The sequence below is a fragment of the Parageobacillus thermantarcticus genome (assembly GCF_900111865.1).
Lineage (GTDB): Bacteria > Bacillota > Bacilli > Bacillales > Anoxybacillaceae > Parageobacillus > Parageobacillus thermantarcticus.
In genome coordinates, this window is record NZ_FOJS01000033.1 from 1 (window position 1) to 12788 (window position 12788).

Annotated in this window: 9 protein-coding genes, 5 tRNA genes and 1 pseudogene; 10 read left to right on the forward strand and 5 right to left on the reverse strand. The window is 41.0% G+C overall.

Features of this window, described 5'->3' with window-relative positions; translation table 11 throughout:
* Position 1 precedes the first annotated feature (1 nt).
* The 6 genes from BM278_RS13450 to BM278_RS13480 all read left to right on the forward strand — a co-directional run bounded on the left by BM278_RS13450 (position 2) and on the right by BM278_RS13480 (position 3804).
* Positions 2 to 73, forward strand: a tRNA-Gly gene (locus tag BM278_RS13450).
* Positions 74 to 80: 7 nt separating this feature from the next.
* A tRNA-Cys gene (locus tag BM278_RS13455) sits at positions 81 to 151 on the forward strand.
* Between the two features lie 15 nt (positions 152 to 166).
* Positions 167 to 237, forward strand: a tRNA-Gly gene (locus BM278_RS13460).
* A 6-nt stretch (positions 238 to 243) separates the two neighbouring features.
* A tRNA-Ile gene (locus tag BM278_RS13465) sits at positions 244 to 317 on the forward strand.
* A gap of 266 nt (positions 318 to 583) precedes the next feature.
* Positions 584 to 657: transfer RNA gene (locus BM278_RS13470), tRNA-Arg, on the forward strand.
* 405 nt (positions 658 to 1062) lie between these two features.
* The gene (locus BM278_RS13480; RefSeq protein ID WP_090950599.1) at positions 1063 to 3804 is read left to right on the forward strand and encodes a dynamin family protein; all 2742 of its coding nucleotides are present in this window, start codon (positions 1063 to 1065) and stop codon (positions 3802 to 3804) included.
* 259 nt (positions 3805 to 4063) lie between these two features.
* Here BM278_RS13480 and BM278_RS13485 read toward each other — a convergent pair whose 3' ends face one another.
* On the reverse strand, positions 4064 to 5305 hold the full coding sequence (locus tag BM278_RS13485) for an aminopeptidase (protein WP_090950602.1): 1242 nt from the start codon (positions 5303 to 5305) through the stop codon (positions 4064 to 4066).
* A gap of 27 nt (positions 5306 to 5332) precedes the next feature.
* On the opposite strand from BM278_RS13485, the gene BM278_RS13490 reads away from it, so the two are divergent.
* A complete protein-coding gene (locus tag BM278_RS13490; RefSeq protein ID WP_090950604.1) occupies positions 5333 to 5686 on the forward strand; it encodes a hypothetical protein in 354 nt (117 codons plus the stop codon).
* 118 nt (positions 5687 to 5804) lie between these two features.
* Here the strand turns inward: BM278_RS13490 and BM278_RS13495 are convergent, their stop codons facing one another.
* Entirely contained in the window at positions 5805 to 6170 is a 366-nt protein-coding gene (locus BM278_RS13495) for a winged helix-turn-helix transcriptional regulator (protein ID WP_090950607.1), read from the reverse strand.
* A gap of 253 nt (positions 6171 to 6423) precedes the next feature.
* Between BM278_RS13495 and BM278_RS13500 the strand changes: the two genes are divergently transcribed.
* The 3 genes and pseudogenes from BM278_RS13500 to BM278_RS13510 all read left to right on the forward strand — a co-directional run bounded on the left by BM278_RS13500 (position 6424) and on the right by BM278_RS13510 (position 9356).
* Complete coding sequence (locus BM278_RS13500) at positions 6424 to 6936, forward strand: DoxX family protein (RefSeq protein WP_090950610.1); 513 nt, start codon at positions 6424 to 6426, stop codon at positions 6934 to 6936.
* Positions 6937 to 7203: 267 nt separating this feature from the next.
* A pseudogene (locus tag BM278_RS13505) lies at positions 7204 to 7515 on the forward strand (YhfC family glutamic-type intramembrane protease); the annotation flags it as partial.
* 491 nt (positions 7516 to 8006) lie between these two features.
* Positions 8007 to 9356 carry an arsenic transporter gene (locus BM278_RS13510; RefSeq protein WP_090950612.1) on the forward strand — a complete coding sequence of 450 codons (1350 nt, stop codon included), beginning with the start codon at positions 8007 to 8009 and terminating at the stop codon, positions 9354 to 9356.
* Positions 9357 to 9438: 82 nt separating this feature from the next.
* On the opposite strand, the gene BM278_RS13515 is transcribed toward BM278_RS13510, so the two are convergent.
* The 3 genes from BM278_RS13515 to BM278_RS13525 form a co-directional block, all read right to left on the reverse strand.
* Complete coding sequence (locus tag BM278_RS13515; protein WP_208601810.1) at positions 9439 to 10116, reverse strand: DUF2642 domain-containing protein; 678 nt, start codon at positions 10114 to 10116, stop codon at positions 9439 to 9441.
* A gap of 298 nt (positions 10117 to 10414) precedes the next feature.
* Positions 10415 to 11560, reverse strand: a complete 1146-nt coding sequence (locus tag BM278_RS13520) for a hypothetical protein (RefSeq protein ID WP_208601811.1) — start codon at positions 11558 to 11560, stop codon at positions 10415 to 10417.
* Positions 11561 to 11681: 121 nt separating this feature from the next.
* Positions 11682 to 12770 carry a CotH kinase family protein gene (locus BM278_RS13525; RefSeq protein WP_090950614.1) on the reverse strand — a complete coding sequence of 363 codons (1089 nt, stop codon included), beginning with the start codon at positions 12768 to 12770 and terminating at the stop codon, positions 11682 to 11684.
* Positions 12771 to 12788 lie beyond the last annotated feature (18 nt).

Genomic DNA, 12788 nt, shown 5'->3' on the forward strand with positions numbered 1-12788 from the left:
TGCGGAAGTAGTTCAGTGGTAGAACACCACCTTGCCAAGGTGGGGGTCGCGGGTTCGAGTCCCGTCTTCCGCTTTCTGATGGCGGCATAGCCAAGTGGTAAGGCAGAGGTCTGCAAAACCTTCATCCCCGGTTCGAATCCGGGTGCCGCCTTCTAGTTTCAACTATGCGGGTGTAGTTTAGTGGTAAAACTTCAGCTTCCCAAGCTGACGTCGTGGGTTCGATTCCCATCACCCGCTTTTTATGGGCCTATAGCTCAGTCGGTTAGAGCGCACGCCTGATAAGCGTGAGGTCGGTGGTTCAAGTCCACTTAGGCCCACTTTGCTTATTCGATGTCCATGAATTTTGTATGTATGGATTCTCGTGCACCAAATTTTTTCGAATGAAGTGGTAGATGAATTACGAAATAATATGGGAGACGAGAGGTAAAACATGAATATTGCTATATCCTAGTAGCTAACTGGATAGAGCAACGAGCGACACATCATCGAATATGCTACGAGTTGCCTCGACGCACCCAGCTTCCTTGAATCAGCTGGTAGAGGAAGAGGCAGCGAATCTAAAAAAGAAGTGTAGTAATACCATGTCCCAGTAGCTCAGCTGGATAGAGCAGCGGCCTTCTAAGCCGTCGGTCGGGAGTTCGAATCTCTCCTGGGACGCTATAAAAAAGCCAGCCATTTAGGCTGGCTTTTGTGTTGTAATTGATAGGGAACCCGCAATGCCATCTGCAAAAACGATATCATGTCCGCGATCTTCAAGATTATGGATGATTGCAATGCCGGAACGAGCGTGCCAATTACTTTGGAGACGACGATATATAGCGCTGTTTATGAATAGGGAGATCAGAAATGGTTTTCCCACCATACATGCTTTCCTTTAATAACATAATTTAGCTGAAATTTTACACGATGATAAAAATCTGTATTATAAATGAAAACAATTTGAAACTTTATTGCAAAAGTAAGTTTGCTAGAATAATGAAGGTGGAAACAAGAAAGTTTTAATAACTATATAATACGGTATGTAAAATATACTGAGTTAAATATATAGGTCGGGGGATAAATATGACATTAGAGAATCAATTGATTAAAAAAACATTTTATGAAACATTGATGGAAGCGGATGAAAATAATCCTGTCCGTGTGCTCGGGGAGGCTTTTTTTGCTGGGCATAAAGATGAGGAGGCTGACATTTCTACCATCCGTTTTGCCCAAGGAGAAGTGTATTTTCATAACAAAGATTATGAAGCGGCTATTTTCAAATGGGAAAACGTTCATAATCATTTAGCACCGTGGGCGAAGAAAAATATAGCGGATTGTTATTATGAACTTGGGCAATTATCAACAGCGGAGGAGATTTATAAATCCATTGATACGGACAACAGCGTCTTGCAATCAGAAGTTGCACTGCAATTATTTTCGCTTTATATCGATCAAAGTAGGCTGGAAGAAGCGGATCAAGTGATTAAAAAAGCGGTATCCTTTAATCCAGATTATCCGAATGTGACGGACATCGCTCGCTCCTTTTTCGAAAAACATAAGGATTGGAAAAGCGCCATTGAACTGGCAGTAAATGAAGCGGTCCGGACAGAGTCTCCTCACTGGTTTGATATTTTAAAAACATATGCAGACAAAGGATTAACGAAAATCTTTGAACCGCATTATTTTTCCAAATGCTTAGTCGTGTTATACGGAGTGGATCAGGCAAGATTTGAACAGATGGTTCAGGCATTATGGAATGGTTACAAAAACGAGCGTTCCTATTTTTCATGGCTGAGGGAATTTAACCGCCTTTTCTTCAATCTGGATGCAAACCGGGACCGTCCTTGGACAGAACTGCCGGCACTTTATGAGGAAACTTATTTTGAATTGATTGATGGAAAATATTTAATAAAAGAACTGGAAGAGATTATTCCGGATATCTTAACGAACTGGCTCAAAATAGCCGATGATTCTTATGCATTGTTTGCTTCTGCGGCGATATTGGCATGGAGCGAGAAATTTCCGTCAAGCATTAGTCCAGAGGTTGTCAATGATGCTGAAAATCTTATTTTCCGTTCCCGCAATGAGACAGACGGTTTGGAATACAGTCTTACATTATTCGATTCCATCGTAAAATGGGCGGAAGCGCAGCATGTCGATCCATGCCACCGCTTCCGGTGGATCATCCGGGAACTGGTTGATTTTCAAACACATCATTTATTGGTAGCTGGTGCTTCGGGAAATGGAAAGTCTGCTTTTATCAATTCAGTCCTCGGCGAAAATATTCTGACTGCGCCGACATCTTCCGTTATTGTGTTTAAAGGGGATGAAGAGACGGAGATTAGAAAAATATCTGATGAAGCATTAACCACATTAAGTTTCCATGAATTTCAAGAGGCAGTAGATAGACGGATGAATAAGGATTGTGACGATGCGATTGTCGAGTTCTCTCTTCCATCGCCAATTTTGCAGGAAAACAGGTTAGTTCTTATCGATACGCCGGGATTTAGCGACTGTAATGAAGGTGAAGCGTTGAAATATCTGCATTTGGCCGACAGTTTATTATTTGTTCTGAATGCGAACGATCCTTTTACCGAAAAAGAACAAGAGATCCTAATGCGGATTCGGAAACATGCGCCTAATCTTCCAATTCATTTTCTTCTCCATAAAATCGATGAAATTTATGATGAACATGAAGCCGCCAGCGTTATTGAAGATACTCGTTCGCGCGTTCGCGCATATTTTCCGCAGGCTAAGGTGCTTGTCTATTCATCGCGTTTAAGAAGCCGAAAACAACAAAATGAACTGGCAGAGTTCTTGAAAAACTTGAACCGACAAATTGCGGAAGACGATCGGATTGAAAAAATATTAATCTTTATTCGTAAATTAATCAAGTATTTATTGGATAAAAGGGAAGAAATAGAAAATAACTTAACTGATTCGATTAAGTGGAATGAAGAAATGGCCGCAAAGCTAAGTGGTGCAATTCATCAATTAACTGATTTGAAAGAAGAAAAAACGCGAATGATCACGAGAATGTTCCATAAAATTTTAGAGGAAATCAGGGCGGATCTATCGGAAAATATTCCAAAAATTTTACGTGGAACTTCTGATATGATTCAAGAAGACAGTGATTTCCGTAAAATTCACCTTGAACTAAATGACGAGATGAACCGGAGAGTATATGCTTATGTAAATGATAGAGTCTTGTCGAAGCTTTACCGTTCTCTTCAAGAATGGATTTTAACGGCGAACGATGAACTTAATCATTGTCAATTGTTCCTTGATGAAATAAGCGATGGATTTAATGCGCTGTACGGGGAAGAGCGGCTGAAGCTGAATTGCGACTTTAAAGTGCTTGATGACTGGCGCCGGGATGCAGATCGGATGACGAGCGGCGTGCAAATGGAGAAGGTGAATATTTTTCTCCGTCGTACACCGTATCAAATTTTATTGAAAAGCGCCGGCAGGCTGTTTGGAGCCTTCCAGCAAAACAATGCGCTGCTATATAATAAATACAAGCAGTTTGTTGAAAGTCAGGATTATTTAGACGTTACTGAATCGATTGTGAACAAGTTGCTTCTGCAATTCGAATTGTTTGAGAAATCGCTGGAACGAGATATTTCGATCTTCTTCCGAAATCCGTTTGCCGTATTAAATCAAACTGTTGAAGAAACGAAAAAAGAAATCAATAAGAAAGAAGAAGAGTTGGAGAAAATGAGAGCGAATCCGGAAGCGTACCGCGATCCGCTGACATTGTTTGAAGTAAAACTCCGCCAATACGAGTGGATTGCCGTTTCCGCAAAAGGAGTTTTTCAAGTATAACGAGATGGAACGAAAAAATCGGTCCATAAGGCCGATTTTTTCGTTTTTAAATCATGGAAAAATCTGCTTCTCTTTTTGCGATATGAACAGGTATGCGAAAAGGAGAAATCTTGATTGCGCATGACATTAAATCAAATATAGCCACGTCCTCCCAAGTATGCAGAAAGACGCGGCTAATACGTTAGACAAACTGTTTACATGGGCGGTAGACTTTAGGTTTGTGACCACTAAACGTGAAAAGCAAACATTATCACTTCTGTTATTTCCATGCAAACGCCCAATTTCCGTTGCGGAAAATCGGTTCGCGCTTGCCGTCTTTCGTGACGCCGTCGATGTTTAATTCCGCAGAGCCGATCATAAAGTCTTCGTGAATAAGGCTGTCGTTTACTCCATGTTTGTCTAATTCTTCTTTGGACATTGCAGTTCCATTTTGAATGTTAGTCGGGTATGCCTTTCCGAGCGCCAAGTGGCATGCGGCGTTTTCATCAAATAACGTGTTATAGAAAATTAAGTTCGACATGGAAATCGGTGAATGATGTGGAACGAGCGCGACTTCTCCTAATCGGCGCGCACCTTCGTCCGTGTCCAATAAATGTTTTAATATTTCATATCCTTTTTCTGCAGTAAAGCCGACGACTTTCCCATCTTTAAACGTGAGCGTAAACCCGTCAATTAAATTGCCGTTATAGTTGAGCGGTTTTGTATTGCGCACCGTTCCGTTTACCCCGTCTTTATGCGGCATCGTATATACTTCTTCGGTCGGAATGTTTGGATTAAAGCGAATTCCGCTTTGGCTCACGGCTGCCCCGCCGTGCCATACGTGGTTTTCTACAAGTTCGATCGTTAAGTTGGTTCCCGGCGCTTCATAGATGAGCTGTTTATACTGTTTATCGTTTAAATAATCAACGATTTTCGCGAGCTTGTCGTTATGTTGTTGCCATGCCTGAATCGGATCGTCCATGTCGACGCGGGTGGCGCGGAAAATCGCATCCCAAAGTTTGGAGATTGCTTCTTCTTCGCTTGCGTCTGGAAAAATTTTTTTCGCCCATGCCAGCGTTGGGACGGAGATTAACGACCAACAGTTTTTATCGGCCATTAACGCGCTGCGGTAATTGCTTAATGCTTGAGATGCGGTTTTATTGGCCGTTGCGACTCGTTTCGGATCAACATCTTTCAGTAAATCCGGATTTGGTGAATAAATGGATAAAAATGCTGCTCCTTCTTCGACAAGCTGTTCCATTCCTTTTGCCCGCCACATCGGATATTCGAAAAACGCTTCGTCCGGAGCATGCTTAAATTTGATGTATGTAAGATCTTCGTCATGCCATTCGACATATACGTGCTTCGCGCCGACTTCGTACGCTTTTCTAGCGATTTTCCGGACGAGCGGAGCGGCTTCCAGCGGAGCGTTGACAAAAAGCGTTTGCCCTTTTTGCACGTTGACCCCGACTTGCACGGCAAGCGCGGCGTATTTTTCCAAGTTTTGCTCCCAGCTGTTCATATTGTTCACTCCTTCGGTTTTTGTGTTATGTACGTTTTTTGGCCAAGTCCAAATGATGGTGTAAAATTCCATTGTCAGTACAGTAAACTTGGATTACGGGAAAATAAAATCGCTTTTTACCGTTTTGTTTTTGCACAATTTCACGGACTTGATCCGTTTCTTTATTATAATATGAAAAGATTGGCATATTCAAACATTTACTTGAAAGAACGGTATATGATGGGCAGCTGCTTGATATATGTCCCCGCATTGGCGATGATGGTCCGGTATTGGAATGCTTACAGTTGGCTGCGGAAGGCGCGTGGCAGCGATATTCCGCATGACGGCAACGGAGAAAGCTATTTAGATGAGCGTGATTCAGATGAATGTATAAAGCGATGACGATAAAAGTTTAATAAACAGTAAAAATATTATGTTAACTAATGATAACCGGCAACAATTGAAATAAAATGGATGCATATTCGTTTGCTGCTCGATGTTGAGTAAAAAGAAGCCAGAATTAAATCTGGCTTTTTCGCGGATCGCTATTTTTTACATCGATCCACGTTTGCGCCCACTGTTCAATCGCTTCGATGACCGTTTGCAAGGCGCGCCCCTTCTCGGTCAGCGTGTATTCGATGCGCACAGGCACTTCGGGATACACGTTGCGGCGTACAATTCCTTCTTCCTCTAGTTCTTTTAATCGTTCCGAAAGCAGACGACCGCTGATTGGAATCGAAGCTTCAATCTCGGAAAAGCGCGTTTTTCCTTCTAATAGCTGGCTAATGATAAAACCGACCCACCGTTTGCTTAACAATTTCATTGCTGCTTCAAATTTGGGACATAAATTTGATGGAGGACAAGATGTTTGGATTTTCTTCCTCATATTTCTCACCTTTAAAATAGGATATAACCAATATTTTCATAATTTTATTTTACGATATATTAAAAAAAACGAAAAGACTGAAGACGTTATATCATCGATTGTTTTCAGTCAACTCGTTCCTCTTGTCACGTTTTCCATATTGTCACAACTTTATTAACATATTGTGAAATATTGAACAAAATAATTTTCTTTTCAATAAAAAATAGTACGATATAAGTGTAAGGATTATAAAAAAGCGGGAAGGGGATAAGACATGTTTGTCAAATGGCTGCGCGAACATGCAAGTTCTTCTGCAGTGATGGCATTATTTCGTTTATATCTCGGATATGCTTGGATTACCGCAGGATGGCATAAAATAGTAGACGGGTTTGATGCAACGGGATTTTTAAAGGGTGCGCTTGCAAAGGCATCTGGTGAGCATCCAGCCGTACAAGGTTGGTGGGCCGCGTTTATCGAGCATGTCGCATTGCCAAATGTCGGATTGTTCAATGTGCTAGTTCCTTGGGGTGAGTTATTAGTAGGAATTGCACTTATTCTTGGCCTTTTTACGACGTTTGCCGCGCTGATGGGAGCGGTCATGAACTTTTCGTTCATGTTCTCTGGAACAACTAGCACCAACCCGCAAATGATTTTATTAACAATGTTCATCCTTGTTGCTGGTGCGAACGCAGGGAGATATGGTCTCGACCGCTGGGCGGTTCCTTACATTCGCAAATTTTTAAATAAAAAGTCCCGTCCATATCCTCCATCTGCATTTCATCAATAGATTTTGGTTTATCAATATTATTTGCATTTGCTAGTTTAAGAGCGAGAAACCTCGCTCTTTTTTTCCTTTTATGGTATGATAAGGAATGAAAAAGCGATACTTATGACGGAAAAAAGTGATTTTACGATTGAAAGGGAGGGGATTAAGGAGAGCCTATTGGAGATGCAGGGAGTTGCGATATGACATTTGCTTTCACAGTTGCTGTATGGAAAACTGTAGTTCGCTTATTACAAACGGAAGGACGCGTATTGGAAAATGATGAACACAATGGCAATCACGGGAATGGTGACCCAGCTGGCCATTTCACTTATTGCGCCGCTTGGCTTGCTCATTTACTTTCGTCAGAGGAAATGGCTTTCATGGAAGCCGCTTGGTATCGGCGTTCTGATTTTTGTGCTGTTTTCTCAAGTGCTTGAAAAAATATTGCATATGGTGATGATTGATTCGGACGGCACGTCTTTAAAGTGGACGGACAGCGTGGCGTTGTTCGTATTGTATGCGGTGCTGGCGGCAGGGATTTTTGAAGAAGTCGGCCGTTACATTGGGTTTAAATGGATGTTAAAAAATCATCGCGATTATTTGTCAAAAAGATAGACAAAAGGGCCGTTCCGCAAAAGTTGAGAGAAAAGAACAATAAATATTTGTTTTTCAGAAAGTCTATCACGCAAAACAAAGCGATATTGTCAAAATGAAAATGACTCGTCTCCATGGATCGAAACGATGAGGTGTTTACACCTCGTCGTTTCTTTTTTTGCCTAAAAGCGATCTATCATTTTTTCATTATAGTTATCTAACATATATGAATAGCAGCGGATTTTTCGGAAATTGTGTGAATGGAGCGGTGCGGGTTTTCGCGTCGTCACGTATATATGAAGTACAAATGAATAATAGAGACAAGTGAGGGGAGGAGATAAAAGTAGTAGAAAAAGGGGAGAGATGAGCAGGATATGGGCATATTCGTGCATTGGCGCGCTTCGAATGGGCCAAGCACTGCTGTTTCTCACTTTAATCGGGTTTCGGCCAAGCGTTTGGTTGCATCATGATTATTAAACAAAAGGGGTTTTTCATCAATGGATCATATCGTGACATGGATCACCGCGTTTGCTTTTTTCTTTACGTTACTGTTGATATATTGGCGACCGAAAGGGTTGAATGAAGCGATTCCAGCTACCATTGGAGCGATGATCGTCATATTTTGCGGAACGGTAAGCATGGAGAATTTGCTTGATATTAGTTCAAAAGTGAGCGGCGCGGCGTTGACGATCATTTCTACCCTTATTATGGCATTAGTGCTTGAAAGCGTTGGTGTGTTTCACTGGGTTGCCGCTCATATTTCCGAAAAAGCGAAAGGATCTGGAATACGCCTTTTTTGTTATACGAACTTGCTTTGTTTTTTCATGACCATCTTTTTTAACAATGATGGAAGCATTATTATCACCACTCCGATTTTGTTATTAATCGTGAGTCGTTTTCAGTTGAAAAAGCATCAGAAGCTGCCATATTTGATCAGCGGCGCATTGATCGCAACAGCGTCCAGCGCCCCGATCGGTGTAAGCAATATCGTCAATTTAATCGCTTTAAAAATCATCAATATGGATTTGTATATGCACACAGCGATGATGTTTATTCCTTCCATGATCGGGTTGCTTTTTTTGTTCGGGATGCTGCTTGTCGTCTTCTACAAAGATATTCCGAAAAGTTTGCCTCCAGCTACCATGTCCATACATTATGATCGCTTTTCCCATCCTTTAAAAACTACTTCAGCTTGGAAGTTAAACAACATCAACGCTCGGCAAATCAAATGGGTTCTCGTCTTTGTGTTCCTCGTAAGAATAAGCATATTTATCGCTTCTTATTTCGAAATCCCGGAAGTAACAGTAGCGATTGCAGGCTCGGTCATTTTGCTCGGATGGAGATGGTATTACGCGAAAACGAAACCATACGACGTGCTGCTGAAAGCTCCTTGGCATATTCTCGTTTTTGCCACTGGTATGTATGTCGTTATTTATGGACTGAACAATATCGGTTTCTCCGATTATCTCATTCGTCAACTATCTCCATATATTGGCAAAGATCTATTTCCATCGATTTTTGTCATGGGTTCAGCCGTATCAATATTGTCCAACGTGTTCAACAACCATCCTGCTTTAATGATTGGAACGATGGCGCTTACAAATCTCAATGTCGATCCGATCATGTTAAAAGCGGCTTACTTGGCCAGCATCATCGGAAGCGATATCGGTTCTTTGCTATTGCCGATCGGAACATTAGCGACGTTGTTGTGGATGCACATTCTTAAAAAACATCATGAAAAAGTTTCGTGGGCGGATTATATGAAAATAACGTTTGTGGTAATTCCGCCGACGGTTTTTGTCACTTTATTTGTCCTCTACTATTGGATGATGTTGTTTTTTATCTAGGAAATGTCATGTATGCGAAAAATAACTTCCCTCCTGTCCATTGCTTTTGCGTTGCAGCGAGGGAAGTTGATTTTTTGAAAGGTTAAGGAAGATGAATCGTTTTTACGTGCATTAGTTTCCAAAAGACGGATTCTCCGCTAGCTGTTACCAGTTCAATGATGTTGTTTTGCACTTGCTTAAGCAATCCGACTTTCATTGGATGATCGCCTAAATCGAAGACGGTTAACTTTCCCTCTAATTTTTTTAACTGTTCTTCTAACGACCTTTGTAAAGGAATGTCCGTCGGCTTCACTGGCAGCACTTCATTGCCTAACGTGTATGGAGTAATATTTGTTTGATAAGGGGTCAGCCATTTCAAATGGTTTAGAGAAATAAACATCGTCTTATACACTGGTGAATAGAAAACGAAGTAATCATTTAAAATAGCCGTAATATAGCCGTGGATCGATTTATTCCCTGTAACATAAATTTCGACAAACCGGCCTTTCGCGTTGATTAATGTTTTCCGATAGGAAATCATCTCATCTTCATCATACAAAGGCGATTCTGTGTCCACATCCGCTAATTCCGTACGCGGGTTTGTGCATAATTTGATGTTGTGAATGTGCAAATGAGGAATATATAAATATTCTTTTCCGTTATAAATCACAAGAATATCTAATCCCACGTCAACAAGTATTCCTTCTAACAACACTTTTCCGGAAACCTCTAATTCCACTTGCTTTCCGATCAAAGAATTTAAAGAATGCAAGTTATTCATTTTCTCCCTCCTTCTAGCAGAATAGAAACAAGTAGATGCACAATATGTTATATTTGTGCACCTACTGCAATTTAACACTGGGGAATGGCTGGCTAATCGACATAATGACGGCAATATTTAGATCTGAAGAAAGGGGGCATTAGCTATTTTCAAATTTCTTGCTAATAATTAAGAAGCTATTTCAAAAGGGAATGGTGGCGAACAATGATAATTTTTTATTCATGAACATTACCGATGTTAAAAGCACGGAACCATGAAGCGATTTACTGCTTGGGATCCCAAACGTAATCAATTGTTTTCACAATTCTTCCTGTGAATAGCTTCTTTGGTGCGAACGATCGTCCCTGCCGGAAGTTCTGTGATCTGAGCGATGACCTCTGTCTGAGGTTCTATGACGTGAGCGATGATCTCTGCCGGAGGTTCTACGGCGCGAGCGATGGTCTCTGCCGGAGGTTCTATGGCGCGAGCGGTGGCTTCTTCCGGAAGTTCTATGGCGCGAATGGCGGCTTCTTCCGGAAGTTCGGTGGCGGGAACGATGATCTCTGCCGGAAGTTCTGCCATCTTCATATGTCATGTCCTCATCTTCTTCATCCTCATCCTCAGCCGTTTCATTATTTTGTTGCTGCTGCTGTTTGAGAGCACCTTTTGAACCAATGCTAATGCTTTTAATGTGATAAGGGTAAACCCGAATGACCTCATTATTGTTCACTAGCGTATAATGTTCTCCTTCTTCTTGCACAAGAACCCCTTCTAACGCTTCAGGACCGCCGCGGTTAATCGAGATCCATTTATAAGCAAAATAATCGAATAAATCATAGAATTTTTTTGCATCGATGTTGTCGAAATAATGGTAATCGATAAAGAAATCGCTCTCGGCGTCACTCTGGGCGCTGTTTTGTTCACTGACACTTTTAACGTGGACGGTATGATAAAATACGATGCCATCGTCTTCCGTTAACAGAATCATATAATCGTCAGCGACATTAATCACTCTTCCCGTTTTAAACTCGGGACCGCCTTGGTTCACATTGACTACGCTTCCGACCATTTTTTGTAATAATTCTATAAAATTGGTGGCTGACAACAATTCTGGATGGTTATCAAAAGCGGTTGGTGATTCCGTCGCGTCAGCGATTAAATTTTCGCTAATGCTTTGGACTTGTTTGATGTTCGATTCTACTGAATTGGCTTTTGAGTTTTCGCTGATGCTTTGCACATGTCTTAAGCTATAATAAACAATCGAGTTGTTGTTTGCTGAGTCATTGTTTGTCGAGTTGTTGTCAGAGTTCTCTGGCATTAGCGCAACATAATCGGATTGCACATCTAAAAGCCTTCCTACGCGAGATTCTGGTCCACCTCTATATACTGTTACTCTTTTGCCTTTTAATGTTTCTAGATAGGCATTTGGTTCTACTGAGTTACTATCTATTTGTTTTCTTATCATCCATTTGTGTTCCTCCTTGTTATTGATCTATTAGGGTTATTTATAATGCATATATACGTACCCTAATAGATAAAAGTTATCCATCAATGGCCTAACCTTCAAAAATTCAACTTCAGCCTACTTATAATAGAGAAGACAAATTTCGCTTTAAGTAGGCGTTTCGTTTTTCGATGAACGCATAAATCCATTCAGGTTCGTCATCAAACTGCTGGATGCGGTTTTTAATATACGGATCGTTGAAGACATGCGGCCGCAATTCGTCATAAAGCTTTTCTACTTTCGGCTTCATAAATTCGACCGTGAATTGATGATCGAGCGTTTGTTTCATGATTTGGTAATACATGTTGCGGAAGCGATCGATATCCAATAGCCGAGCGGTTAACGTATTAAATCCCTCGATTCGTACGTAATCATAGCTCATTTCTTTTCCATTGATATCCCTTCCCCAAGTGGCGTCAAAATCCCATGGAATGATCTCAAACAAGCCCGAATCTGGATTGCGATATAGCGCGTAATTGTGAACAAAGCCGTCGAAATTTTGCGTGCAAACTACTCCCGCGAGCCAACGCAAATATTTATTTACGTCCAAAATCTGTGACATGACAGATTCGTACTCATGTTTCGGCGTTGTATTTAATTTGTAGATGAATTCCTCAAGATATCGATGATCCTCCTCAGTTCCCAATTTTCTTTCATAGCCCGCATCTAAAACGGTTTTTGGTTTTTGGTCAAACGATCCAATTAGCGAAAAATTTGCGTCATCATCGATCGCATAAAAAATAGGACCTTCCGGTAAATTTCGTTTTTTCAAGAAAAATTCATCGACCGATTCTAATTGAAGGTAAATTCCTTCATGCTTTCCATTAATCGATAAAAGAACGTGCTGAGAGGAAGGAGAAAGCACACCGAGATCCGCAAAAAAATCGAGGGAAAGTTTATTTCTCATAAGAGAAGGGTCTTTATATTCCGCGTTTAAGTGAAGTTCATGAGCTCCGCGAAAAAAATAAGGCTTATAAAAGGAAATAAAATAAGATTTTTTCTTAAATTTTCGAATGTGTGAACCGCGATAGCTTATATCGATATGAAATCTTTTGTTATGAAATGTAAACGTGGCGGGAACAGGTTCGTCGTTCCAAATGTCGCGGCGCAGTTCCCGTAAATCGTTTGGGTGAATATAAATCGCAAACAGAGGCAGTTGACTCGTTGACATCTATCATCTCTTCCTTTC

Excerpts from the sequence above, each read along its gene's own strand:
- BM278_RS13480 (WP_090950599.1), top strand. The coding sequence starts at position 1,063 with ATGACATTAGAGAATCAATTGATTAAAAAAACATTTTATGAAACATTG.
- BM278_RS13485 (WP_090950602.1), bottom strand. The coding sequence starts at position 5,305 with ATGAACAGCTGGGAGCAAAACTTGGAAAAATACGCCGCGCTTGCCGTG.
- BM278_RS13490 (WP_090950604.1), top strand. The coding sequence starts at position 5,333 with ATGTACGTTTTTTGGCCAAGTCCAAATGATGGTGTAAAATTCCATTGT.
- BM278_RS13495 (WP_090950607.1), bottom strand. The coding sequence starts at position 6,170 with ATGAGGAAGAAAATCCAAACATCTTGTCCTCCATCAAATTTATGTCCC.
- BM278_RS13500 (WP_090950610.1), top strand. The coding sequence starts at position 6,424 with ATGTTTGTCAAATGGCTGCGCGAACATGCAAGTTCTTCTGCAGTGATG.
- BM278_RS13510 (WP_090950612.1), top strand. The coding sequence starts at position 8,007 with ATGGATCATATCGTGACATGGATCACCGCGTTTGCTTTTTTCTTTACG.
- BM278_RS13515 (WP_208601810.1), bottom strand. The coding sequence starts at position 10,116 with ATGAATAACTTGCATTCTTTAAATTCTTTGATCGGAAAGCAAGTGGAA.
- BM278_RS13520 (WP_208601811.1), bottom strand. The coding sequence starts at position 11,560 with ATGATAAGAAAACAAATAGATAGTAACTCAGTAGAACCAAATGCCTAT.
- BM278_RS13525 (WP_090950614.1), bottom strand. The coding sequence starts at position 12,770 with ATGTCAACGAGTCAACTGCCTCTGTTTGCGATTTATATTCACCCAAAC.